Source organism: Loktanella sp. DJP18 (assembly GCF_049310965.1).
GTDB lineage: Bacteria > Pseudomonadota > Alphaproteobacteria > Rhodobacterales > Rhodobacteraceae > Loktanella.
Genome location: NZ_JBMERN010000057.1, coordinates 1 through 24759 on the forward strand (window position 1 = coordinate 1; position 24759 = coordinate 24759).

Annotated in this window: 25 protein-coding genes and 1 tRNA gene; 12 read left to right on the forward strand and 14 right to left on the reverse strand. The window is 62.6% G+C overall.

The genetic code is table 11. The annotated features are described in order from the left end of the window. Window positions 1-583: 583 nt before the first annotated feature. Window positions 584-659, reverse strand: a tRNA-Ala gene (locus ACOI1H_RS15375). Window positions 660-755: 96 nt separating this feature from the next. Continuing rightward, window positions 756-1091, reverse strand: coding sequence for a TIGR02300 family protein (locus ACOI1H_RS15380; protein WP_422438718.1), 336 nt, complete (start codon window positions 1089-1091; stop codon window positions 756-758). Between the two features lie 112 nt (window positions 1092-1203). Between ACOI1H_RS15380 and ACOI1H_RS15385 the strand changes: the two genes are divergently transcribed. Next, window positions 1204-1890 (forward strand): M48 family metallopeptidase, encoded by a 687-nt coding sequence (locus tag ACOI1H_RS15385; RefSeq protein WP_422438719.1) that lies wholly within the window; start codon window positions 1204-1206, stop codon window positions 1888-1890. A gap of 32 nt (window positions 1891-1922) precedes the next feature. Beyond that, window positions 1923-2570 carry a GntR family transcriptional regulator gene (locus ACOI1H_RS15390; RefSeq protein ID WP_422438720.1) on the forward strand — a complete coding sequence of 216 codons (648 nt, stop codon included), beginning with the start codon at window positions 1923-1925 and terminating at the stop codon, window positions 2568-2570. Between the two features lie 193 nt (window positions 2571-2763). Here the strand turns inward: ACOI1H_RS15390 and lpdA are convergent, their stop codons facing one another. The 9 genes from lpdA to sucC form a co-directional block, all read right to left on the reverse strand. Then, on the reverse strand, window positions 2764-4152 hold the full coding sequence (gene lpdA, locus ACOI1H_RS15395; RefSeq protein ID WP_422438721.1) for a dihydrolipoyl dehydrogenase: 1389 nt from the start codon (window positions 4150-4152) through the stop codon (window positions 2764-2766). Window positions 4153-4169: 17 nt separating this feature from the next. Further along, the gene (locus ACOI1H_RS15400) at window positions 4170-4580 is read right to left on the reverse strand and encodes an MAPEG family protein (RefSeq protein WP_422438722.1); all 411 of its coding nucleotides are present in this window, start codon (window positions 4578-4580) and stop codon (window positions 4170-4172) included. Window positions 4581-4596: 16 nt separating this feature from the next. Further along, a complete protein-coding gene (locus ACOI1H_RS15405) occupies window positions 4597-4839 on the reverse strand; it encodes a hypothetical protein (RefSeq protein ID WP_422438723.1) in 243 nt (80 codons plus the stop codon). A 59-nt stretch (window positions 4840-4898) separates the two neighbouring features. Next, window positions 4899-6188: a 2-oxoglutarate dehydrogenase complex dihydrolipoyllysine-residue succinyltransferase gene (gene odhB / locus ACOI1H_RS15410; protein ID WP_422438724.1), complete on the reverse strand. Its 1290-nt coding sequence runs from the start codon at window positions 6186-6188 to the stop codon at window positions 4899-4901. After that, window positions 6185-9145, reverse strand: a complete 2961-nt coding sequence (locus ACOI1H_RS15415) for a 2-oxoglutarate dehydrogenase E1 component (protein WP_422438725.1) — start codon at window positions 9143-9145, stop codon at window positions 6185-6187. Before ACOI1H_RS15415 ends, odhB begins: the two co-directional genes overlap by 4 nt. Before the next feature lie 145 nt (window positions 9146-9290). Beyond that, the gene (locus ACOI1H_RS15420; protein ID WP_422438726.1) at window positions 9291-10466 is read right to left on the reverse strand and encodes a glycosyltransferase family A protein; all 1176 of its coding nucleotides are present in this window, start codon (window positions 10464-10466) and stop codon (window positions 9291-9293) included. A 51-nt stretch (window positions 10467-10517) separates the two neighbouring features. Beyond that, window positions 10518-11405, reverse strand: coding sequence for a succinate--CoA ligase subunit alpha (sucD, locus tag ACOI1H_RS15425; RefSeq protein WP_422438727.1), 888 nt, complete (start codon window positions 11403-11405; stop codon window positions 10518-10520). A 20-nt stretch (window positions 11406-11425) separates the two neighbouring features. Then, window positions 11426-12199, reverse strand: a complete 774-nt coding sequence (locus tag ACOI1H_RS15430; protein ID WP_422438728.1) for a glycosyltransferase family 25 protein — start codon at window positions 12197-12199, stop codon at window positions 11426-11428. 150 nt (window positions 12200-12349) lie between these two features. Further along, window positions 12350-13543 carry an ADP-forming succinate--CoA ligase subunit beta gene (sucC, locus tag ACOI1H_RS15435; protein ID WP_422438729.1) on the reverse strand — a complete coding sequence of 398 codons (1194 nt, stop codon included), beginning with the start codon at window positions 13541-13543 and terminating at the stop codon, window positions 12350-12352. 219 nt (window positions 13544-13762) lie between these two features. On the opposite strand from sucC, the gene ACOI1H_RS15440 reads away from it, so the two are divergent. Then, on the forward strand, window positions 13763-14758 hold the full coding sequence (locus tag ACOI1H_RS15440; protein ID WP_422438730.1) for a glycosyltransferase family 2 protein: 996 nt from the start codon (window positions 13763-13765) through the stop codon (window positions 14756-14758). A 60-nt stretch (window positions 14759-14818) separates the two neighbouring features. Here the strand turns inward: ACOI1H_RS15440 and mdh are convergent, their stop codons facing one another. Both mdh and ACOI1H_RS15450 read right to left on the reverse strand, forming a co-directional pair. Beyond that, the gene (mdh, locus tag ACOI1H_RS15445) at window positions 14819-15781 is read right to left on the reverse strand and encodes a malate dehydrogenase (RefSeq protein WP_422438731.1); all 963 of its coding nucleotides are present in this window, start codon (window positions 15779-15781) and stop codon (window positions 14819-14821) included. Between the two features lie 338 nt (window positions 15782-16119). Beyond that, a complete protein-coding gene (locus ACOI1H_RS15450) occupies window positions 16120-16959 on the reverse strand; it encodes a PRC-barrel domain-containing protein (RefSeq protein ID WP_422438732.1) in 840 nt (279 codons plus the stop codon). Between the two features lie 604 nt (window positions 16960-17563). On the opposite strand from ACOI1H_RS15450, the gene ACOI1H_RS15455 reads away from it, so the two are divergent. The 9 genes from ACOI1H_RS15455 (at window position 17564) to ACOI1H_RS15495 (ending at window position 24058) form a co-directional block, all read left to right on the forward strand. Continuing rightward, window positions 17564-18406, forward strand: a complete 843-nt coding sequence (locus ACOI1H_RS15455; RefSeq protein WP_422438733.1) for an HpcH/HpaI aldolase/citrate lyase family protein — start codon at window positions 17564-17566, stop codon at window positions 18404-18406. Next, window positions 18403-18948 (forward strand): NnrU family protein, encoded by a 546-nt coding sequence (locus tag ACOI1H_RS15460; RefSeq protein WP_422438734.1) that lies wholly within the window; start codon window positions 18403-18405, stop codon window positions 18946-18948. The genes ACOI1H_RS15455 and ACOI1H_RS15460 overlap by 4 nt, the downstream gene beginning before the upstream one ends. 4 nt (window positions 18949-18952) lie before the next feature. Continuing rightward, window positions 18953-19159 carry a DUF1737 domain-containing protein gene (locus ACOI1H_RS15465; protein WP_422438735.1) on the forward strand — a complete coding sequence of 69 codons (207 nt, stop codon included), beginning with the start codon at window positions 18953-18955 and terminating at the stop codon, window positions 19157-19159. Beyond that, window positions 19156-20181, forward strand: a complete 1026-nt coding sequence (locus ACOI1H_RS15470) for a MaoC family dehydratase (protein ID WP_422438736.1) — start codon at window positions 19156-19158, stop codon at window positions 20179-20181. The genes ACOI1H_RS15465 and ACOI1H_RS15470 overlap by 4 nt, the downstream gene beginning before the upstream one ends. A gap of 171 nt (window positions 20182-20352) precedes the next feature. After that, a complete protein-coding gene (gene sdhC, locus ACOI1H_RS15475; RefSeq protein ID WP_422438737.1) occupies window positions 20353-20742 on the forward strand; it encodes a succinate dehydrogenase, cytochrome b556 subunit in 390 nt (129 codons plus the stop codon). A 12-nt stretch (window positions 20743-20754) separates the two neighbouring features. Further along, window positions 20755-21126 (forward strand): succinate dehydrogenase, hydrophobic membrane anchor protein, encoded by a 372-nt coding sequence (gene sdhD / locus ACOI1H_RS15480; RefSeq protein WP_422438738.1) that lies wholly within the window; start codon window positions 20755-20757, stop codon window positions 21124-21126. Window positions 21127-21147: 21 nt separating this feature from the next. Further along, window positions 21148-22953: a succinate dehydrogenase flavoprotein subunit gene (sdhA, locus tag ACOI1H_RS15485; RefSeq protein WP_422438739.1), complete on the forward strand. Its 1806-nt coding sequence runs from the start codon at window positions 21148-21150 to the stop codon at window positions 22951-22953. Next, window positions 22953-23252: a hypothetical protein gene (locus ACOI1H_RS15490; RefSeq protein WP_422438740.1), complete on the forward strand. Its 300-nt coding sequence runs from the start codon at window positions 22953-22955 to the stop codon at window positions 23250-23252. The genes sdhA and ACOI1H_RS15490 overlap by 1 nt, the downstream gene beginning before the upstream one ends. Window positions 23253-23278: 26 nt before the next feature. Then, entirely contained in the window at window positions 23279-24058 is a 780-nt protein-coding gene (locus tag ACOI1H_RS15495; protein ID WP_422438741.1) for a succinate dehydrogenase iron-sulfur subunit, read from the forward strand. 74 nt (window positions 24059-24132) lie between these two features. Here the strand turns inward: ACOI1H_RS15495 and ACOI1H_RS15500 are convergent, their stop codons facing one another. After that, window positions 24133-24441 carry a PEP-CTERM sorting domain-containing protein gene (locus ACOI1H_RS15500; RefSeq protein ID WP_422438742.1) on the reverse strand — a complete coding sequence of 103 codons (309 nt, stop codon included), beginning with the start codon at window positions 24439-24441 and terminating at the stop codon, window positions 24133-24135. Window positions 24442-24759 lie beyond the last annotated feature (318 nt).

Below are 24759 nucleotides of genomic sequence, written 5' to 3' on the forward strand. Positions count from 1 at the left end.
CGGGCCGCAACGATCAGCTGGATTCCAGCGACGTCGATGCCCTCGGGCCCGGGCCATGCGGTCGGGTCATCAGCAAGGCCGTCCCGCACGCTGGCGATATCGGTGAGCGTCAAGGATAGAAGGGGTGATGCCACGCCGGCCTCCTGGCAATGTCGATATTGCCGAAGTGGTAGGTTTCAATTCCTAATTATCGATGTAGACGGCCCCGAAGCGTCGCGCCGATTCAACGCAATTCGATCCAAAATTGGGCAGGCGGTCGGCGTCAAAATCTGTCCCGTTCAGCCAGGATGGGCGCGGCCCGTCCGAACCGCGCCGCCAAAGAACTGTTCAGTCGTCCAATGTTTTGTAGAGCTCTGCGTTTCGATGCCTGATCTGTCGACCGAGCGCGGATGTATCCCTGATCGGCCGGAAACAGTATCCGGGACCCGTCGACGCCATGGTGCGGCGCGGAGGAACGCGCGATGCACTTCCGTCTTTTATCGAAAGCGCATGGCGATAATTGCCTTGCGATCGGCCAATACCGAGGGTTTCGGTTCCAGAGCATCCGCTCTGACCGGTCACAACGCTATCAATGATTTGGGTTTGGTGGAGCCTAGGGGGATCGAACCCCTGACCTCTTGCATGCCATGCAAGCGCTCTCCCAGCTGAGCTAAGGCCCCGAACCGTGTGACGCGAACCGCGTCTGCCGTGTGGCGCTGTCTATGCAGCGACCGGGGCGAGATCAAGTGCGAAATCGCGCCCCGGCGTGAACTTTTTCAGTCGTCATCGCCCTTGCTGACATCGGCGATGTCGTCGAGGCTGACGGTGTCGTCATCGTCGTCTTCCAGGACGTCATCGCCCAGATCAACGTCCTCGTCCTCGTCCTCGTCCTCCTCGTCGTCCAGAACCAGATCGTCCTCCTCCTCGTCGGAGACCTTCATCTTCTTGGTCTGGGCGTCCTCGGCGTCGGCCACCATCGTGCGCGTCTTGGCAGTGTCGATGTTCACGACATTACCCGTATAGGGGCTGATGACCGGCGACTTGTTCAGGTCGTAGAATCGCTTGCCCGTCTCGGGGCAGAGGCGCTTTGTGCCCCATTCTTCTTTCGGCATGGGTTTCCCCCTTTGAATGTCGGTGCTGCCCTTGCGGCGGCCTGATGTCCCCTGCCATAAGGCTGACATGGTGTCAAAGACCTTTGGCGCGAGGGCGGAACAAAGGACGCATATGGGCCGCGATCTGATCATTGGCAACCCCCCGATTACCGTCGATCTGCGACGGTCGGCCCGGGCGCGGCGGTTGAGCCTGCGGGTTTCGCGGCTGGATGGCAAGGTGACGCTGACCATGCCGCCGCGCGCGCCCGAGCGGGAGGCGCTGGCCTTTCTGATGGAACGAGAGGACTGGCTGCGCGGTCACCTGTCCGACGTCACCCCAACTGTTGGTGTTTTCGAAGCACAGGAAGTGCTGTATCAGGGGCAATTGCTGCGGATCGAGACTGCGCCGGGACGCCGCATTGCGGTCCAGAATGATCGGCTGTTGCTGCCCGCGGCGGCCGGACCTGCCAGCGTGAAGGCTTTCCTGCGTACCCGGGCGCGGGATGCCCTTGTCGCGGCATCGGACCGGCACGCGGCGCGGATCGGGTGCCGCTACAGTCGGCTGACCCTGCGCGATACCCGGTCGCGTTGGGGGTCGTGTTCGTCAGCGGGCGCATTGATGTATTCCTGGCGGCTGATCATGGCACCGCCCGAGGTGCTGGACTACGTCGCTGCCCATGAGGTCGCGCATTTGGCCGAGATGAACCATTCCGCAGCATTCTGGGCCGTGGTCGCCAATCTGATGCCGGACTATGCCGCGCGGCGGTTGTGGCTGCGGGAAGAAGGTGACCGGCTGCATCGATTGCGTTTCGATGATTGACGTGCCGGTGCGGCCGATCCCATGATCGCCCCATGATCCAGCCCCGTCCGATCGCCGTCGTCGGTGCTGCCCATGACCGTGTCTTTCGTGCCTTGCGAACACAGATTTTGCACGGACAGATCGCGCCCGGCACGACATTGACGCTGCGGGGCATAGCCAAGGATCACGACGTCTCGATGACGCCTGCACGCGACGCGGTGCGACGTCTGGCGTCCGAAGGCGCATTGTCCCTATCGGCTACGGGGCGGATCACGACTCCGCTGCTGTCGAATGACCGGATCGAGGAACTTGCGACGCTGCGCGCCCTGCTGGAGCCGGAGCTGGCGTCGCGGGCCCTGCCGCGCGCGCATTTCGCACTGATCGAGCGATTGGAGACGATCAATCTTGGCGTCAGCCAGATGGTGGCGCGGCATGACGCCAGCGGCTACATCCGCATGAACCTCGAATTTCACCGGACACTATACCTGCGGGCCCAGGCCCCTGCGATCCTTGCGATGACCGAGACCGTGTGGCTGCAACTCGGGCCCACGATGCGGGCGCTTTATGGCCGGTTGAACCGCACCGACCCGCCGATGCACCACCGCCTGATCCTCGCCGCACTGAAGGCCGGCGACGAGCCGGGGTTGCGACTGGCCGTGCGGGGCGATGTGACCAAGGGGTTGCGGCTGCTGAAGGCCTGAATACGGCTCTGGCGGCGGAGGCGCTGTCTGCCCCCCGTCACGTGCCGGGACTCGCCCAGAGGATACGTCCACAATAGCGAGGGGCGGCGTTGACCTGTCGTCAATGCTGTTGCGGTCGAGTGATCGGGCGGGCAGGGATGCCGATGACCGAAGACAGAGAGGCCCCCGGACGCGATCCGGGGGCTGATCCGGTTCAGGCGTGGATCGCACCGTCGCCGCAGGCCAAGGCGGCTTCGCGCACGGCTTCCGAGTAGGTCGGGTGAGCGTGGCAAGTGCGGGCAAGGTCTTCGGCAGCAGCACCGAATTCCATCGCGACGCAGATTTCGTGGATCAGGTCGCCGGCCATCGGGCCGATGATGTGGGCGCCAAGGATGCGGTCCGTCTCTTGGTCGGCCAGAATCTTGACGAAGCCGTCACCCATGAAGTTCGCCTTGGCCCGCGCGTTGCCCATGAAGGGAAACTTGCCGACCTTGTAGGCGCGACCCGAGGCCTTCAGCGTTTCCTCGGTCTCGCCGACGCTGGCGACTTCGGGGTGGGTGTAAATCACGCCGGGAATGACGCCGTAGTTGACGTGGCCGTGTTGCCCGGCAAGGATCTCGGCAATGGCCATGCCTTCATCCTCGGCCTTGTGGGCCAGCATCGGCCCCTTGATCGCATCGCCGATGGCGTAGATGCCGTCGATGTTGGTCTTGTAGCGGTCGTCGACCTCGATCTGGCCGCGGTCGAACAGAGTCACGCCAAGCCCGTCGAGGCCAAGTCCGTCGGTGAAGGGGCGGCGCCCGGTAGCGAGCAACACGGTATCGGCGGTGATCTCGGCCTCGGCATCGTCCTTGCGCATCTTGTAGGTGACGGTGGCCTTCTTGTTCTTGACGGAAACGCCTTGCACAGCGGCCCCGAGGATGAACTTCAGACCTTGCTTGGTCAACATCTTCTGAAATTGCCGCGCGATTTCAGCGTCCTGACCGGGGGTGATCGCGTCGAGGTATTCCACGACCGTCACCTCTGATCCCAGGCGGGCATAGACCGACCCCAGCTCCAGGCCGATCACGCCCGCCCCGATCACGACCATCGACTTGGGAATCTTGCCAAGCTTCAGCGCACCGGTGGACGTGACGACGGTTTCCTCGTCCACTTCGACACCCTTCAGCGGCGACGGCTCTGACCCGGTGGCGATGATGATATGCTTGGCCTCGTGGACGTCATCACCCACCTTGACCTTGCCGGCCTTTGGGATGGAACCCCAACCTTTCAGCCAATCGACCTTGTTCTTCTTGAACAGGAACTCGATCCCCCCGGTGTTCTGACCGACGGTCTTGTCCTTGTAGGCCTGCATCTGGTCCCAATCGACCGAGGGGGTTTTGCCCTTCAGACCCATCTCGGCAAAGTTGTGCTCTGCCTCATGCAGCATCTCGGTCGCGTGCAGCAGCGCCTTGGACGGGATGCAACCGACGTTCAGGCAGGTGCCGCCCAGCGTCTCGCGGCCTTCGACGCAGGCCGTCTTCAAGCCCAGTTGCGCGCAGCGGATGGCACCGACATAGCCGCCGGGGCCAGAGCCGATGATGATGACGTCGTAGCTGGCCATAATGGGCCTCCGTTCATTCAGATGAGGGCAGAAAGCAGCATGAGCATCGTGGCGATGAACCCGATGACCCAGATGATCGAACGCCACGGCGTCCAACCGAAGTAGTAGGCGGGCACATAGGCCACGCGGGCGCAAAGATAGGTCCAGGCACAGGCGGCCGTCAGGCCGGTCCCTTTGTCGCCCAGCGTCACGACGACGACGGCGAGCGTGAACAGGATCAGACCTTCAAAATGATTGGAGAGCGCGCGGATCAGACGACCGGTCCGGGCAGAAACCTGTTCTGGGATCGGTTTGCCAAGGCGGTCGGGGTCGCGCGGCCCCATCGTCTTGCCCGCCGGAAGTTCCATGTTCACGCGCACGGACATCAAGGCGAATTGGACGCCCTGCAACAGGCCGGCGAATGTGAGGGCGGTCAGTTCGGGGGTCATCTTTGTCCCTGTTCGGTCAGGCGGTCTTGAGAAAACGGCCGGTGACGGCATGGCCTGTCTGCGCCTCGGCATCCAGCCATGCCTGCGCTTTTGCGCGGTCGTTCGCCTCGAACAGGCAGAGCACTTCCGCGCCGTCATCGGCATCGCGCCACATCTGCATCAAGGTCAGTCCGGCGTTCATGCGTTTTTCGGCGTCGGCGTCGAAGGCGGATTTGAACCCGGCGAAATCGTCGGTGGAAGTCTGAGTCAGCAGTTGCATCGGTTGGCCTTTCGATGAAGGGGCAGCGGGCCAATGACCCGCCGCACCCTAAAGTTCCGTCAGAGATCCATCAGCAGACGGCGGGGATCCTCCAACGCTTCCTTGACGCGGACGAGGAACGTCACCGCACCCTTGCCGTCGACGATACGGTGATCGTAGGACAGGGCCAGATACATCATCGGCCGGATTTCGACCTTGCCGCCGACGGCCATCGGGCGGTCCTGGATCTTGTGCATGCCCAGGATGCCCGACTGCGGGGGGTTCAGGATCGGCGAGGACATCAGCGATCCGTAGACGCCACCGTTGGAGATCGAAAAGGTGCCGCCCTGCATGTCAGCCATCGACAGTTTGCCGTCGCGGGCCTTGACGCCCATGTCGTTGATCGCCTTCTCGATCCCGGCAAAGGACAACTGGTCGGCGTCACGCACCACGGGGACCACGAGACCGGTCGGCGTGCCCACCGCGATCCCCATGTTGACGTAGTTCTTGTAGACGACATCGGTGCCGTCGATTTCGGCATTCACATCGGGCACTTCGTGCAGCGCGTGGATGCAGGCCTTGGTGAAGAAGGACATGAAGCCAAGTTTCACGCTGTGCTTCTTGAGGAACAGGTCCTTGTATTCGTTGCGCAGGTCCATGATCGCGCCCATGTCCACCTCGTTGTAGGTGGTCAGCATGGCGGCGGTGTTCTGTGCCTCCTTCAGGCGGCGGGCGATGGTCTGGCGCAGGCGCGTCATCTTGACCCGCTCTTCCCGGTCGGCCTGGTCGGCTGCCGTCGCGGCGCGCGGCGCGGCCTTGGAGGCCTCTGCCTTTGGCTGGGACAGCGCCTTCAGCACATCCTCTTTCATCACGCGGCCGTCCTTGCCGGTCGCGGTCACGGCGTCGCGGTCGATACCCTTGTCTGCCATCAGTTTCGTGGCCGACGGGGCATCTTCAGGATCGCGCAACTTGGTGTCTTCGGGACCGGCGTTCACGGTGTCCGTGCCACCCTCGGCCGGAGCGTCTTCGCCCGCGGCGGTCGGCACGTCCTCGGCCTTGGCGGCCTGGTCGGCGTCGGACTTCTCGGGTTTGGCCTGGGCTTTCGGTGCTTCGGCCTTCGTGCTGTCGGACCCGCCTTCGCTGATCTGGGCCAGCAGCGCATCGACACCCACGGTGTCGCCTTCGGCCGCCACGATCTCGCTCAGGGTGCCGGCGACGGGGCTCGGCACTTCGACGGTCACCTTGTCGGTTTCAAGCTCGCACAGCATCTCGTCCACGGCGACAGAGTCGCCGGGCTTCTTGAACCATGTGGCGACAGTGGCCTCTGTGACGGATTCGCCCAGGGTGGGGACGCGGACTTCGGTGCTCATTTGTCTTTTCCTTCGGTGTTCAGGGCCTCGGCCACCAAGGTGGCCTGCTGGGCTTTGTGCTGGCTGGCGAGGCCAGTCGCCGGGGATGCGGCAGCGGCGCGACCGGCATAGACGGGCCTGGTGTGTTTCGCCTTGATCCGGGTCAGGCACCATTCGAGGTTGGGCTCCATGTAGCTCCACCCCCCCTGGTTCTTCGGCTCTTCCTGGCACCAGACCATTTCGGCGTTCTTGAACCGTTCCAGTTCGGCCACGGCGGATTGCGCCGGGAAGGGATAGAACTGCTCGAACCGCATCAGGTAGACGTCGGTGATGCCGCGGGCGTCGCGTTCTTCCAGCAGGTCATAGTAGACCTTGCCGGAACACATCACGACCCGCTTGATCTTGTCATCGGCGGCCAGTTTGGTGTCCGAATGACCCTTTTCCGCATCGTCCCAGAGGACGCGGTGGAAGGACGATCCGGTCGTGAAGTCGGCGGCATCGGACACGGCCATCTTGTGCCGCAGCAGCGACTTCGGTGTCATCAGGATCAATGGCTTGCGATAACTCCGGTGCAACTGGCGACGCAGGATGTGGAAATAGTTCGCTGGCGTCGTGCAGTTTGCGACGATCCAGTTGTCATTGCCGCACATCGTCAGGAACCGCTCAAGCCGGGCGCTGGAATGCTCCGGCCCCTGACCTTCGTAGCCATGCGGCAGCAGGCACACGAGGCCCGACATCCGCAGCCATTTCGATTCACCGGAACTGATGAACTGGTCGAACATGATCTGCGCCCCGTTGGCAAAGTCGCCGAACTGCGCCTCCCACAGGGTCAGGGCGTTCGGTTCAGCCAGGCTGTAGCCATATTCGAACCCCAGAACCGCGTATTCCGACAGCATCGAATCGATGGCCTCGTAGTGCGCCTGACCCTCGCGGATATGGTTCAGCGGAAAATAGCGATCCTCGGTATTCTGGTCGATCAAGGCGGAGTGACGCTGGCTGAACGTGCCGCGCGTGCTGTCCTGACCGGCCAGCCGTACTGGATAGCCTTCGACGACAAGCGATCCAAAGGCCAGCGCCTCGCCCGTTGCCCAGTCGAAACCTACACCATTTTCGAACATCTGCTTCTTCGCGTCCAGCAGGCGGTCGATGGTCTTGTGGGTCGCAATATGCGCTGGCACGGTCGTGAGGGCCTTGCCGATGGCCTGCATCGTCTCGGGTGCGATGGCGGTTTTGCCGCGCTGATAATTGTCCTTGTCCCGGTCGAGGTGCGACCAGCGGCCATCCAGCCAGTCGGCCTTGTTGGGCTTGTAGTCCTTGCCAGCCTCGAACTCGGCGTTCAGCATGGACTGGAACGCGGCTTTCATGTCCTCGATCTCGCCTTCGGGGATCAGACCGTCGGTGACAAGACGATCCGTGTAAAGCGTCAGCGTCGTCTTTTGCTTCTTGATCTTGTTGTACATCAAGGGGTTGGTGAACATCGGCTCATCGCCTTCGTTGTGACCGAAGCGGCGGTAGCAGATGATGTCCAGGACGACATCCTTGTGGAAGGTCTGGCGGAATTCCGTCGCGACGCGGGCCGCGTGCACGACGGCCTCCGGGTCGTCGCCGTTCACGTGAAAGATCGGCGCCTCGACCATCAGGGCGATGTCGGTAGGGTAGGGGCTGGACCGGCTGAAGTGCGGCGCCGTCGTGAAACCGATCTGGTTGTTCACGACGATATGCATGGTGCCGCCGGTGCGGTGGCCGCGAATGCCCGAGAGCTGAAACCCTTCGGCGACGACACCCTGACCGGCAAAGGCCGCATCGCCGTGCAGCAGGATCGCCATCACCTTCGTGCGGTCGCGGTCGTTCTTCTGGTCCTGCTTGGCACGGACCTTGCCCAGCACGACGGGGTTCACCGCCTCCAGGTGGCTGGGGTTGGCGGTCAGCGACAGATGGACGGTGTTGCCGTCGAATTCCCGGTCGCTGGACGCGCCGAGGTGGTATTTCACATCGCCCGAACCTTCGACATCCTCGGGCTTGAAACTGCCGCCCTGAAATTCGTTGAAGATCGCGCGGTAGGGCTTCTGCATGACGTTGGCGAGTACCGACAGACGGCCGCGGTGCGGCATGCCGATCACGACCTCCTCCAGGCCAAGCTGGCCACCGCGCTTGATGATCTGTTCCATCGCCGGAATCAGGGACTCGCCACCGTCCAGACCGAACCGCTTGGTGCCCATGTATTTGACGTGCAGGAACTTTTCAAAGCCCTCGGCCTCCACCAGCTTGTTCAGGATCGCCTTGCGACCATTCTGGGTAAAGCTGATTTCCTTGCCGTAACCCTCGATCCTCTCCTTCAGCCAGGCGGCTTCCTCGGGGTTCGAGATGTGCATGTATTGCAGCGCGAAGGTGCCGCAGTAGGTGCGCTTCACGATGGCCATGATCTCGCTCATCGAAGCGATTTCAAGGCCCAGCACGTTGTCGATGAAGATCGGACGATCCATGTCGGACTTGGAGAAGCCATAGCTGGCGGGGTCCAGCTCCGGGTGTGCGGTCACCTCGCGCATGCCCAGCGGGTCGAGGTCCGCGATCAGGTGCCCCCGGATGCGGTAGGCGCGAATGATCATCAGTGCGCGGATGCTGTCCAGCACGGCAGACCGCACCTGCTGTTCGGTCAGGCTGGCACCCTTTTCCTCGGCCTTTGCGGCGATCTTCTTCGCGGCGGCGGCGGGCTCTTGCGCCCACTGGCCATCCAGTGCCTGCGTCAGGTCGTCGTTCGGCATGGGCGGCCAGTCCATCCGACCCCAGCTCGGCCCCGCCGCTTCTGCCTTGGCGTCAGAGGGCGTGTCGCCCAGCGACTTGAAGAAGTCCCGCCAGCTTTCGTCCACAGCGCCCGGATTGTCCGCGTAGCGCGCGTAAAGCTGTTCGACGTAATCGGCGTTATGCCCCTGCAAGAAAGATGAGGCGTGGAACACGTCGTTGGGGGAGTGGTCGTTCATGACAGGACCTTATCTGTGCTTCGCGGTTGTTGATCTTGCACATATGTGCAGTTCGGAAAATCACACGGGGTGGCTTGCCGCCGCCTGGCAAGTTTGCGTATGTCGGCGGCTAAACTCTTGGAACGGGCGCATCGTATCAGTGTTGTCATGATCTGATCGCCTGCTTCATCTTGCGTCGGTTCAGAACACGCCGCTGTTCCGCGACATACCAGTTTGTTGCCTCGAAGAGTGGTCTGCGGAAAATCGAAATGGAACGCGGAATTCCTGTCAGCACCCCACGGACCTGAGGGAAATCAAATCGCCGCGTCATGGCGTCCTTGAATGCTTCGCCGATCAGGCGTCGCACTACGAAAATCGCGAACTGCGCGCGATGCCGACGTGGTGCATCGCTATTGGTGCGAATGAACAAGGCCACATTCGAAATTCCAAGCGAGGTCGCCTCCATGCGACCGATCCGGCTCGCCTGGACTTCCCGGTGATGGATGCGCGCGCCGCGCGCGACGATGCAGACCCCATGCCTGCCGTAGCGATAACTGGCGTCAAGATCTTCGCAGGGACAATAAGCGAGAAGATTTGGATTGAACGGCTCGCACCGCGCAATGTCGGTCCGTACCGACATGCGATATCCCGGCAAGAGCATGACCGGAGCAAGATCACCGTAGCCCGACGGCAAGTCCGTGACAGTCGGCCTGATGCGATTGGCGTCATATGCGATGAACATGTTTCGGCGCGCCATCATCAGGACATTCGCGCTGAACCACCGCCAGGGGCGCGACCGCATGATCCGCTCCGTTCCGCTTCGGGCGGTTCGCGCCGGACCGCCTGTCTTTACCGCAAGAGCGGTGCCTTGCAATTTTGCCGACGGCCGCTTCAGAAGAGCGGCGGCCGCATGCGGTAGATCGGGCACATTGACGAGCTCAGCACCAGCAATGAGTCTCTGATGGTCCTGAATGTAGTATCCCAGCAATGTTTCGATGCTGTCCGGGAACATGAACGCGTCGTCGTCGGTAAAGACGATGATGTCAGAATCGACATGCGCAATGGCCTGATTGCGCTGAATTGCCGATGATTTTTCGGTCGCCTTTTCAACAATCAGCGCGATGTCCGTTTCGACGACATAGGGCATCAGGCGGTCGCGCAGCATGTCGGGACTGTCACCCGCATCGACGATGATGATCTGCCGCGGGGCACAGGTCTGTGCGACCGCGCAGGAAATCGCGATTTCGAGGCTGTCCAACCGATTGATCGTGGCGATGCAAAGCGACCATGACGGCAGCGCGCCGTCGTGGTGGTCCTTTTGCTGGTGCGCAATCATGGCCATCGGACTTTTCATACCTTGAACGACTTGATCGTCAACGAACTGTCTGGTGCACTATTTCTTGTCGATCGCGGCCAGAACCGCCTCGCCCAGTGTGGCGGGGCTATCGGCGACCACGATCCCGGCGGATTTCATCGCCTCGATCTTGCTCTCCGCATCGCCCTTGCCACCGGCGACGATGGCACCGGCGTGACCCATGCGGCGGCCCGGAGGTGCGGTGCGGCCCGCGATAAAACCGGCGGTTGGCTTCCAACGACCGGCCTTGCGTTCGTCGACCAGAAACTGTGCCGCGTCCTCTTCGGCAGAACCGCCGATTTCGCCGATCATGATGATCGAGTGCGTTTCGGGGTCGGCCAGAAACATCTCGAGGATGTCGATGTGCTCGCTGCCCTTGATGGGGTCGCCGCCGATGCCGACCGCGGTGGACTGGCCCAGACCCGAGTCGGTCGTCTGCTTGACGGCCTCGTAGGTCAGCGTGCCAGAGCGGGAGACGACGCCGACGGAGCCGCGCTTGTGGATGTGGCCGGGCATGATGCCGATCTTGCAGGCGTCGGGCGTGATGACACCGGGGCAGTTCGGCCCGATCAGGCGGGATTTCGACCCTTCCAGCGCGCGCTTGACCTTCATCATGTCCAGCACCGGGATGCCTTCGGTGATGCAGATGATCAGCTCCATCTCGGCGTCGATGGCTTCAAGTATGCTGTCGGCGGCGAAGGGGGGCGGGACGTAGATGACGGAGGCATTGGCCTCGGTGCGGGCTTTCGCCTCGTGCACCGAATCGAAGACCGGCAGATCGAGGTGGGTCTGGCCGCCCTTGCCGGGGGTCACGCCGCCGACCATCTTCGTGCCGTAGGCGATGGCCTGTTCGGAATGGAACGTTCCCTGAGAGCCGGTGAAGCCCTGACAGATGACGCGGGTGTTTTCATTGACGAGAATGGCCATGGGCTTCTTTCTTTCTGGTGTCAGGCGATAGGGGTGATGTTCTGCCAGTCGACGCGGTGCAGCCGTGACTGGCCTGTCAACAGGCGGGGCAGGACGCGCAAGATGCGCAGTTCCGCAAGACCGCGACGGATCTTCTGCGACACTGGCTTGCGTCGGGCGGCAGAGGCGGCCCGGTGACCGGATGAGGCGGGCGCCTCGTTGCCCTGCACGACAAGCGCGGGATTGATCTGGTAGGTGACAAGCTGCGTTGCGAGTGGCGACACGAGACCGTTGAACAGCAGGTGATCGACGGGCACATTGCGCTGCGGATCGGTCAGCACGCGATGTGCGCCGGCCCGGCTGATGAAGTAGCCACCGGCGCCCGAATGACGCGACCGCAGGCGCTGGATCGCGCGTCCGGAATGGGTCGCGCACGCGGCATCCATCACGACGCGCAGGCGGTCATCGCGCCACCGTTCGATTTTGACCAGGTCGGCATCGGCAGGCCACCACTGTTCGACCGCCATCCAGACGGACAGATCGTCGGCGACGAAGACGTCATCCTCGAGGATCAGGGCATGGGACGCAGAGCTGTCGACAAAGCGTTGCATCGCGTCGAGGTGCGACAAAAGACACCCTTTGGCATGCGCATGAAGATGTCCCCATGGACCATGATCCGGCAGCGCCGCCAACCGGTCCGCGTTGTGCGGGAGTCGGGCATCGACGCCGGCCCAGTCATCGACGTTGATCCCGACGCGATCGAATTCCGCCTGCATCCTTGCCTTGCGGTCGGTTGCCCGGGGCAAATGGATCACGTGCACCTTTACCACGGCTGCCTGAACGCGCCGGAGCGTGTCTGCAACATGTTGTGTGGCGTGCATGGGCATTGACGGTTCCATCCGGTCGATTGCTAGCGGGTCGCGGGACCGGCCACCACCCCGACGCGAGGTGACGGCCGGTGCGGCTCAGCCCTTGACGGCCTTGACGATCTTCTGGGCACCGTCCTTCAGGTCGTCGGCGGCAATCACGTCAAGGCCGGAGTTGCGAATGATCTCCTTGCCCTTCTCGACGTTCGTGCCTTCGAGGCGGACGACCAGCGGCACCTTGAGGCCGACTTCCTTGACCGCGGCGATCACGCCTTCGGCGATGACATCGCAGCGCATGATGCCGCCGAAGATGTTGACGAGGATGCCCTTCACGTTCGGGTCCGAGGTGATGATCTTGAACGCTTCAGTGACCTTTTCCTTCGTGGCACCGCCGCCGACGTCAAGAAAGTTGGCAGGTTCCGCGCCATAGAGCTTGATGATGTCCATCGTCGCCATCGCCAGACCGGCACCGTTGACCATGCAGCCGATTTCGCCGTCGAGCGCGATGTAGTTCAGGTCGTATTTCGAGGCGGCGAGTTCCTTGCTGTCCTCCTCGGTCTCGTCGCGCAGGGACGCGATATCGGAATGGCGATACATCGCGTTACCGTCGAAGCTGACCTTGGCGTCAAGAACCTTGAGGTCGCCCTTGTCGGTGACGATCAGGGGGTTGATCTCCAGCATCTCCATGTCCTTCTCGGTGAAGGCGCGGTAGAGTTGTCCCATCAGGGTCACGCACTGCTTGACCTGACCGCCGGTCAGGCCCAGCGAAAAGGCGACGCGGCGACCGTGGAAGGGCTGATAACCGGTCACGGGATCAACGCTGAACGAAAGGATCTTGTCGGGTGTGTTCGCCGCGACTTCCTCGATGTCCATGCCGCCTTCGGTCGAGCAGACAAAGCTGATGCGGCTTGACTGGCGATCGACCAGCAAGGCGAGATACATCTCGGTCTCGATCCCCGAACCGTCCTCGATGTAGATGCGGTTGACGACCTTGCCGGCGGGGCCTGTCTGATGCGTGACCAGGGTGCGGCCGAGCATCTTCTTGGCTTCCTGCGATGCTTCCTCGACCGACTTGGCAAGGCGCACGCCCCCCTTGTCGCCGGCGTCGGCCTCTTTGAAGTGACCCTTGCCGCGACCGCCGGCATGAATTTGCGCCTTGACCACCCACAGCGGCCCATCCAGCTCGCCGGCGGCCGTCTTGGCGTCCTCGGCCCGCATGACGGGGCGACCGTCGCTGACCGGGGCCCCATAGGACCGCAGCAATGCCTTGGCCTGGTATTCGTGGATGTTCATGTCGCGTCCCTTGTCTGACCTGGGTTTGGCGTCCTTCAATCACATCCGGCTTTAACAAAAAACTACTGGTCGCGGTTCCGACCCGTAAATCCGACATTTGTGATCACGGCGGCAAATCGTGTGATCACAAACTGGAGGTCGCTGCGGGCTTTATCGATTTTGCAACGATTGGCGTGGTATTCACAACCTTCGCATGTCGGGTCGAGGGGAGTGTGCAAATTGCAAAGAGCCGCCCTCGATCTGGTGACGACCATCCGGGAGCCGCTGCCGTTGACAATGGCCTTTGTGGCCCACCATCTGCAGCAAGGGGTGCGCTGTCTGCATCTTTACATCGACGACCCGGACGATCCTGCGATCGGCCTGCTGTCGGGACTGCGGCAGGTGCGCATGACGGTCTGCAATCACCGCTACTGGCAGCGGCATGGGGGCCGACCCACCATGATCGTCGCGCGGCAGGTGACGAATGCCGCCGACGCGCGGGGCCATGCCCAGTCCCCCTGGGTGCTGCACTGCGATGCCGATGAATTCCTGATCCAGACACGGTATGTCCTGCGCCTTCTTGCAACGATCCAGGACGATACGGCCGTCGTGCGCCTGCCGGTCTGGGAAAGGTGCCTGTCTTGGGATGATCCGGACCCCGGCCTTTTCGGTGGGTTGTGTCGTGGACCGGTCCTGACCCCGGGGGCGATTTATGGCGACGGTGCGGCGCTATTGACGCGCGGCATGGCCGCCTATGCCGGGTGCAAATCGATCACACGGGTTTCGGCCGGTCTGGCCATCGGAATTCACGACAGCGCGCGCAGGCACTCCGATCCCGACGCGCGCCTTCCCGTCAGGCGCAGGATGTTGCGATTGCCGCAGATCGTGCATTTCGACGGACTGACGCCCGCCCATGCAGCTGCGAAGATGATCGATCGTGGGCATGAAATCCCGGCCGAACGGCGTTCCGGCATCATGACTGCGCCGCGCAGCGCGCAGATTGCGACGCTCAGTTTGCCGGACACCAATGCCTCAGCCTACTTCCGTCACCTGCGGACGGTAACGCATGCGGCCATGGCTGCGCTGGACGCGCAGGATGCCATCATGGAAATGCCCATCGATCCTGCGTCCGCGGCGATCAGGCGCTGGCCGCGAGCGGCAGCCCTTTTCCGGCCGGACGCCTTCGATCAGGTAATGGTTGATCAGAATGCCGGACGGTTGCGCCAACCGGCCTGACCAAACGGGAACGCGCCGCAGGGGGCCTGCGGCGCGTGATGTGGGTCGGGGTGTCTGCAATCAGGCCAGCGAGGGGTCGATGTCCTTGCAAGCCGAGACGAGGCCCTTCACCGCATCGACCGACTTGTCGAACATGGCCTGTTCGGTCTTGTCCATCTTGATCTCGACCACACGCTCGATCCCGGCGGCACCGATGATCGTCGGCACTCCGACGTAGAAGCCGTCAAGGCCATAGGCACCGTCGACGTGGGCCGCGCAGGGCAGCAGGCGCTTCTGGTCCTTCAGGAACGCCTCGGCCATTTCGATGGCAGAGGTCGCGGGGGCGTAGAAGGCAGAGCCGGTCTTGAGCAGGCCGACGATTTCCGCACCGCCATCGCGGGTGCGCTGGACGATGGCGTCCAACCTGTCCTGCGTGGTCCAGCCCATGTCCACCAGATCGGGCAGGGGGATGCCGCCGACGGTGGAATAGCGGGTCAGCGGCACCATCGTGTCGCCGTGGCCGCCCAGCACGAAGGCCGTCACGTCGCGCATCGAGACATTGAATTCATCGGCGAGGAAGTGGCGGAAGCGGGCCGAGTCGAGCACGCCCGCCATACCGCAGACCATCTTGTGCGGCAGGCCCGAGAATTCGCGCAGCGCCCAGACCATCGCATCCAGCGGGTTCGTGATGCAGATGACGAAGGCGTTCGGTGCATGGGCGGCAATGCCTTCGCCGACGGATTTCATGACCTTCAGATTGATCCCAAGCAGATCGTCACGCGACATGCCGGGTTTGCGCGGCACGCCAGCGGTGACGATGCAGACGTCGGCCCCGGCGATGTCGGCATAGTCGTTGGTGCCCTTGAAGGACCCGTCGAATTTGGCAGCCGGGCCGGATTCGGCGATATCCAGCGCCTTGCCCTGGGGTGTGCCCTCGGAAATGTCGAAAAGGACGACATCGCCAAGTTCCTTGACGGCGGCAAGGTGGGCGAGCGTACCGCCGATCTGTCCGGCGCCGATCAGTGCAATCTTGGGTCTGGCCATGGGAAGGCTCCTGCTACATGCGGTTTGAACTTGGCCCGCTGGTTAGTCCTTTGGCCCGAAGGGCGCAAGTGTGCAGCCCGGGATACCGTTGGCGTGGTTTTGACATGCAAGGCATTTAAGGCCGATGAATGACCGCCCCAACACGAAGCGGGCGCGGTACTGGGTTCCGTCGATGGACTTGGATCGGAGGCCGCGTGCAGGCGGGTTGTCGGATGGGGCCCGCTGCGACCGGACTTGACACTGTCGTTGGCACCCAGTGGTCGCAACACTGGTACGCTCCGAAACGAAAATGGCCGCCCGATCAGGGGCGGCCATCGTAATGTAAGAGAGAGTCGCGATCAGTTCGCGGGTGCTTCTTCCACTGCCGGCTCTTCCGCAGCGGGCTCTTCCGCATCGGTCATCGGTGCGTCGGCTGCCGGTGCGTCCGTCATAGCCGGGTCTGTGGCAGGCGCGTCGGTCGCGGGTGCGTCCGTCATCGCCGGATCAGCTGCATTCACGTCAGCAGCGGCTTCGGCTTCGATCGGAGATTCGTAGCGCGGCAGTTCCTCCAGCTGTTCTTCGGTCATGGAGATATAGGCGCGCATGTCGTCGCCGTCGGTCTGCTTCATGATCTGCACGGCTTCATAATCGATCGCGACGGGCTTCTGGCCCAGGCCGAGGAAGCCGCCCACGTCGACGATCACCTGAGAGATCGTGCCGTCTTCGCCGATCACGAGGTCGCCGATGCTGCCGACATCACCTTCGTCGGGGCCATAGATGTTAACGCCGGTCAGTTCCTCGGCCGTCACTTCGGTGTTCGTCAGCGTCTCATAGCCGTCGATCATCATGGCCGGAGCCGCCCCCATGTCGCTTGCGCCCATGTCGGTCGCGGCGGTATCGGTTGCGGTCGTATCTATCGTGGTGGAGCCTGTCGCAGTCGAATCCATCGTTGCATCGTCGGCCGCAGCGTCCGTATCGGTCGTCATCGCACCGTCAGCGGGCTCGGCCGCCTCGTCGGTCGGTGCCATCGTCTCGGTCGACTCGGTCGTTGCATCGGGTGCCGCAGTCGTGCCGTCCGTCGCCGGAGCTTCGATCGTCATGCCCTCTGTGGCCGTGCCATCGGTCGTGACATGGCTCTCGGCAAATGCGCCGTTGGCCATGACCAGAGCAATCGCGGTGGTTGCAAGAAAACGTTTCATATCGTGATCCAATCGAATGATCTTCAGGCCCAGACGTCCGGACCTCTCCATGGGATCACAACACCGAGTCGCTCGGTTGGTTGCACGAGGCGGTGACGATATTTGCGGGTTCGGCGGGAACACGCTGGCAGTTCAGATATCCTCGGCTGGGAAAAGGCCCTTGCGGTGGAGAAGGCTGAAATCATGACCGTTCGCATTGATGCAAGCGGGACCACCGGGACATAACGCGGTGACCGTCCATGATCCTCTGCCGCGACATGGATCAGTAGCAAGACCCCGGCCAAAGTCAGGGCGCTTGCCAGCGGCTTTCCTTGACCTGTCATTCCAGCGCCGCGGTCAGGTCCGGCGCTGTCAGGCAGAGTGCACCTTATGCCGGAGCAGGTGCCGCCAGCATGAGAAAGAGGCTGATGGTCAGGGTCACGGCGATCAGGCAAAGCGGCACTGGTTCATCTCCCGTCTCTGGTCCGTTCAGCCTCTCGCGTCATCGTTGATCGGTGATTGGCCCTGCGCGCTATAGTCCCGAAGATGCCGCAACGCGGCAATTCGGGGTTGAATGATGCCACTCCTTGAGTCCATGTTTGCGCAACATTGTTGCGAGGTCGAAATGAACAGTCGTTCCACCCGGTCAGCTCTTTACATTCCCGGGTCCAAACCACGGGCGCTGGGCAAGGCCCGCGGCCTGCCCTGCGACGTGATCCTGTTCGATCTGGAAGACGCGGTCGCGCCACTGGCCAAGGTAGAGGCCCGGACCATCCTGCGCGATGCGCTGGCCGAGGGCGGCTATGGGCATCGTCTGCGGCTGGTCCGCATCAACGGTCTGGATACGGAGTGGGGCGAAGACGACGCACGGGCAGCGGCGGGCATGGCCTGCGACGGGGTGCTGGTGCCGAAGGTCGGCAGCCCAGCCGATCTGGACGCTGTCGCTGCACTGGTGCCGGACCTGCCGCTGTGGGCCATGATGGAAACGCCGCTGGGGGTGCTGAACGCCCAAACCATGGCCGCGCATCCGCGGCTTCAGGGTTTCGTCATGGGCACGAACGATCTGGCCAAGGACCTTGGCACGCGCACCCGCGGTGCCGTCACGACGGCCTTGCAGCACTGTCTGCTGGCGGCGCGCGCCGCTGGAATCCTGTGCATCGACGGCGTCTACAACGCGTATCAGGATGAGGCCGGCTTGCGCGCGGAATGCGAGGACGGTCGCGACATGGGTTTCGACGGCAAGTCCCTGATCCATCCCGCGCAGCTTGACGTGGCGAACGCGATTTTCGGCCCGACCGAGGCCGACATCGACCTTGCACGCCGTCAGGTCGCAGCCTTTGACGCGGCCGTCGCCGAAGGGCAGGGCGTCGCGGTCGTCGATGGTCGCATTGTCGAGAACTTGCATGTCGTCACGGCAAGGGCCACGCTGGCGAAAGCAGACGCCATCGCCGCATTGGAGCGCACATGATCCTCATCCTACTTGGCCTGATCCTCTGGTCCGGGTCGCATTTCTGGAAACGCGCAGCGCCCGACAGCCGTGCCGCGATGGGTGACAAGGGTAAGCTGGTCGTCGCCATAGCCTCTGTCCTTGCCATCGTGCTGATGGTGATCGGCTATCGCGGGGCAACAGGAGAGGTCTATTGGGGCAAGTCGCCCGCCATGACCGGCATCAACAACCTGCTGGTGCTGTTCGCCTTCTACCTCTTTGCCGCTTCGGGCAGGGGCACGCGCGTCACCAAGGCGATCCGCAATCCGCAACTGACCGCCGTTGCCGTCTGGGCCGTGGCGCATCTGCTGGTCAATGGCGACACGCCGTCATTCCTGCTGTTCGGCGGCTTGCTGGTCTGGGCCCTGGCAGAGATCGTGGTGCTGAATCGCGCCGCCGGTCCGCGCACCGCCTACCACGCTCCACCGATCAAATCGGAAATCATCGCTGTCGTGGCGACGGTCGTGGTCTTTGCCGTCGTCTCCGGCATCCATGCCGCCCTTGGCTACAACCCGTTCGGATAACATCATGCCCAAGATCTACCGCCTGCTGACCGAGGACGACACTTCGGCCTTCTGCCACAAGGTTTCCGACGCCTTGTCAAAGGGGTGGGAGCTTTACGGCTCGCCCACCTATGCCTTCGACCAGGCCAACGGCGTCATGCGATGCGGTCAGGCCGTGACCAAGGAGATCACGGCCGACTACCACGCCGACATGAAGCTTGGGCAGCAATGACCAAGACCAGCGCGGGCCGGTTCTTTGAGGATTATGCGGTCGGCGACCTGATCACCCACGCCGTACCGCGCACGATCAAGATGGGAGAGCGCGCGCTGTATCACGCGCTTTACCCAGCGCGGCATGCCCTGCATTCGGCGGATACCTTTGCGCAGGCCTGTGGTCTGCCGTTCAGTCCGCTGGACGATCTGGTGACGTTCCATACCGTCTTTGGCAAGACGGTGCCGGACGTGTCCCTGAATGCTGTGGCGAACCTTGGCTATGCCGAAGGGCGCTGGATCACGCCGCTGTGGCCGGGCGACACGATCACCGCCACGTCGGAGGTAATCGGCGTGAAGCAGAACTCGAATGGGAAAAGCGGTGTCGTCTGGGTCCGCACCACGGGGCGCAATCAACACGGCGAGGCTCTGCTGACCTATGTGCGCTGGGTGATGGTGCGCAGGCGCGGCGACGGTCCGGTGCCTGCAACGGTCGTGCCGGAACTGGCCGACAGCGTCTCGCCCGACGATCTGGTCATCCCGCGCGGCCTCGACTTCACCCACTACGACTTTGCACTGGCGGGCGAACCGCACCGCCTTGGTGACTACCGCGTCGGAGAGATCATCGACCATGTCGACGGTGTCACCATCGAAGAGGCCGAGCACATGCTGGCCACCCGCCTTTGGCAAAACACGGCCAAGGTGCATTTCGACGCGACGCATCGACCGGACGGCAAGCGGCTGATCTATGGCGGTCACGTCATCAGCCTTGCGCGGGCGCTGTCTTTCAACGGTCTGGCCAATGCGCAGTTGATCGTGGCGCTGAATGGCGGGGCACACGCGAACCCCTGCTTTGCCGGCGACACCGTCCGCGCCTGGTCAGAGGTGCTGGACACCGCGCCGACCGTCGCCCCCGGCGTCGGTGCGATCCGCCTTCGCCTGGTCGCAACAAAGGGCAGCGCCGGACAGCTTCGCGATGCGGAGGGGCGATATTTACCGGATGTTCTTCTTGATCTGGATTACTGGGCGCTGATGCCCGCCTGACCTACGTGATCACAAGATTAATTTCTGTGATCACGGATTTGAAAAACATCCTCCGCGTGGCAATTTCACGCGGCATTTCGGTCGGCGTCCGCGTGACTTCCCCACCGTGATGGTGCAAAACGACGACAAACCGGCGACCCCAGCGGGAGCTGCGCGCGCAAAGGAACCGAGATGGCCAATCCAAAACGACCTGCAAGACCCCTGTCACCCTTCATGATCGGCCCCTATTATCGGCCACAGTGGACCTCGATGACGTCGATCTTCACCCGCATCACGGGCAATGCCCTGATCGTCGCCGCCCTGTTGATCGTCTGGTGGTTCATCGCAGCCGCAACCGGCCCCGACGCCTTTGCCCGCGCGGACGGTGTCCTGACCAGCTGGTTCGGCGATCTGGTGATGTTCTTCTCGGTCGCGGCGATCTGGTATCACAGCCTCGCCGGCATCCGTCACCTGATCTGGGACAGCGGCCACATGCTTGCCGTCGACAAGTCCGAGACGTTCGGTCAGGCAATGGTCCTCGTCGCCGTTTTGCTGACGATCTTCACCGTCATCGTGCTGTAAGGGGTTCTGACAATGCCGTATATCACCGACCGCAAGCGTGCCGCTGGCATGGGCTCTGCCAAATCGGGCACCCTGCATCACTGGCATATGATGATTAGCTCCATTGCCCTCGTCGGGCTGATCCCCTGCTTCATCTTCACCTTCGGCAGCATCTACGGCGCGCCTTACGAAGATGTGCTGGCCTATTACCAGCGCCCATTCCCGTCCATCGTGGCCCTGCTGACCTTTGCCGTCGGCTTTATCCACTTTCGCGGCGGCGTGCAGACGATGATCGAGGATTACGTCCATGGCTTTGCCGGGCGCGCCCTGCTGATCGCGATGATCTGCCTGTCCTACACCGCCTTGGCCATCGGCATCCTTGCCGTCGTGCGCCTCGCCCTTTGACCCGCTTGAGGAAATGAACCGATGGCTGCTTACGAGTACGAAACCCACACCTATGACGCGATCGTCGTGGGTGCCGGCGGGTCCGGCCTGCGCGCGACGCTGGGACTGGCGGAACAGGGGTTGAAGACCGCCTGCATCACCAAGGTGTTCCCGACCCGGTCACACACCGTCGCCGCACAGGGCGGCATCGCGGCATCCCTGTCCAACATGGGCCCCGACCACTGGCAGTGGCACATGTATGACACAGTCAAGGGGTCCGACTGGCTGGGCGACACCGATGCGATGGAATACCTCGCGCGGGAAGCACCGAAGGCGGTGTACGAGCTGGAACACTACGGCGTGCCGTTTTCCCGCACAGAAGAAGGCAAGATCTACCAACGCCCCTTTGGCGGCCATACGACAGAATTCGGCGAAGGCCCGCCCGTGCAGCGCACCTGTGCCGCCGCCGACCGGACCGGTCACGCGATCCTGCACACGCTTTATGGCCAGAGCCTGAAGCAGAAGGCCGAATTCTATATCGAATACTTCGCCATCGACCTTATCATGTCCGAAGATGGCCAGTGCCAAGGCGTCGTCGCATGGAAGCTGGACGACGGCACCATGCACGTCTTCAACGCCAAGATGGTCGTGCTGGCGACGGGCGGCTATGGCCGCGCCTATTTCAGCGCTACCTCGGCTCACACCTGCACTGGCGACGGCGGCGGCATGGTCGCGCGGCAGGGCCTGAAGCTGCAGGATATGGAGTTCGTGCAGTTCCACCCGACCGGCATCTACGGTGCCGGCTGCCTGATCACCGAAGGCGCGCGGGGCGAGGGCGGTTACCTCACGAACTCCGAAGGCGAGCGATTCATGGAACGCTATGCGCCGACCTACAAGGATCTTGCGTCGCGCGACGTGGTGTCGCGCTGCATGACGATGGAAATCCGCGAAGGTCGCGGCGTCGGTCCGAAAAAGGACCACATCCACCTGAACCTGAACCACCTGCCGCCGGAAACGTTGGACCTGCGCCTGCCGGGGATCACCGAGTCCGCCCGCATCTTTGCCGGTGTCGATCTGACAAAGGAACCGATCCCGGTGCAGCCAACCGTCCACTACAACATGGGCGGCATCCCCACGAACTACTGGGGCGAGGTGCTGAATCCGACCGACGATAGCCCCGACGCCATCGTGCCCGGACTGATGGCCGTGGGCGAAGCGGGCTGCGCGAGCGTTCATGGGGCAAACCGTCTGGGGTCGAATTCCCTGATCGACCTCGTGGTCTTCGGTCGGGCCGCCGCGATCAAGGCGGGGCAGATCGTCGACCCCAATACCGACAACGCGCCGCTGAACCAGGCGTCCGTCGATGCGGCCTTTGCGCGCTTCGACAAACTGCGCAACGCCTCTGGCGGCACACCGACCGCCGCTCTGCGGCTCGAGATGCAGGAAGCCATGCAGGCCGACGCCGCCGTCTTTCGCACGGACAAGACGCTGGCCGAAGGTGTCGCGCGGATGAAGGAGATTGCGGCCAAGCTGGATGACCTGCACGTCACCGACCGCAGTCTCGTGTGGAATTCCGACCTGATGGAAACGCTGGAACTGGCGAACCTGATGCCCAACGCGCTGGCCACCATCGTGGCTGCCGAGGCGCGCAAGGAATCCCGTGGGGCGCACGCGCATGAGGACTATCCCGAGCGTGACGATAAAACGTGGCGCAAACACAGCCTCGCAACCGTGACCGGCGCGTCGGTGGAATTGAGCTATCGTCCGGTGCACATGGACCCGTTGACCACGGAAGCCGAGGGCGGAATCGACATGAAGAAAATCGCACCGAAGAAGCGGGTCTATTGATGCGCCCGCTGATCCTGATCGCGGGGCTTCTGGCGCTCGGGGCTTGCACCCCGCCGCCGCCGCCGACCCCGCAGCAGGTCGCCGCGCGCTGCGACGAAGAGGCGCGGCGCGCTGCAGGGCCGACCGGGCAGGTCGCTGTCGGCGTATCCAGCGGCCGCGGCGTGCAAACCGGTATCTCGATCGGCGTCACCGATGATTACTTGCGGGGCCGCGACCCTTCGACCGTCCATGCGGAATGCTATGTCCGCCTGACCGGGGCCGCCCCGATGATTCCCTATTCACCGGCGCTTGGCCGGTAATTCTGCTTTTCCAAGGAGCCTGAGACATGGTTGAATTCACGCTGCCCAAAAACAGCCGCATGGTGACGGGCAAGACATGGCCCAAGCCGGACGGGGCGAAGACGACCAAGAAGGTGCAGGTCTATCGGTGGAATCCCGAAGACGGCAAGAACCCGCGTTTGGACACCTATTTCGTCGATCTGGACACCTGCGGCCCGATGGTTCTGGACGCGCTGATCAAGATCAAGACCGACATCGACCCGACGCTGACCTTTCGACGGTCCTGCCGCGAAGGTATCTGCGGGTCCTGTGCCATGAACATCGACGGCGTGAACACGTTGGCTTGCATTTCCGGCCTGGACGAGGCGCAGGGCGACATCAAGATCTATCCGCTGCCGCACATGCCGGTGGTCAAGGACCTTATCCCCGACCTGACGCATTTCTACGCGCAGCACGCCAGCATCATGCCCTGGCTTGAGACGAAGACGAATGCACCGGCCAAGGAATGGAAACAGTCGATTGCCGACCGCGAAAAGCTGGATGGCCGCTACGAGTGCATCCTGTGCGCCTGCTGCTCGACGGCCTGCCCATCCTATTGGTGGAACTCTGACCGCTTTCTGGGCCCGGCGGCATTGTTGGCCGCGCATCGGTGGATTGTCGACAGCCGTGACGAAGCGACGGGCGAAAGACTGGATGACCTTGAGGATCCGTTCAAGCTGTATCGCTGCCACACGATCATGAACTGCGCCAAGACCTGCCCGAAGGGTCTGAATCCGGCCAAGGCGATTGCCGAGATCAAGCACATGATGGTCGAACGGATCGTTTGAAGGTCAGCGAGAGGCGAAGGAACGAAAAAGGCCCGGAGCATGCTCCGGGCCTTTTCATTCGATTGATTGCGCAGTTATGCGGCGGTCTTGCGACGCCGAGAGGCCATCAGGCCAAGGGCACCCAGCAGCAGAAGACCTGACGCCGGGACCGGCACGGCCGAGATCGTCGTCTCGATGCCGCCGAGTCGGATCACGCCGTCACCCGTGTTGCTCAGCGTGAACGAAGCAATATCCTCGATCGCCGTATCGAATTCGAAAGTGTTGCCATCCTTGCTTCCCGGAAGATTGATCGGGCTGCCCAATCCAGCGTAGGTCAGCGTCAGAATGCCGGGACCCGTTATCCCTTTGGCGTTGTCCGAGAAGTTGTAGAGGAAAGAGATCAACGAGAAGGTTGCCCCACCGGCAGAGAAAGTTGCAGTACTGTTGGGTCCGGAATTCGACAGCTGAAGGCAAGGCTTCTCAGCAGGGCAGCCACCGGGACCACCGGCATTTGTCGTCGTTCCACCCGTATAAGTAACAGTCGCAGCTGATGCTGCCCCTGCAAGGCTCATGACTGCCGCAGCTGCCAAGGCAATCGATTTAATCTTTTTCGACATCATAATTTAAGTCCCCAAATGAGACGGTTGAAATGATTACGGGCATCGGCACTGCACCAAAGTTCGCCACATAATCGACATAATTAACAAGAAACTTGCAAGCGT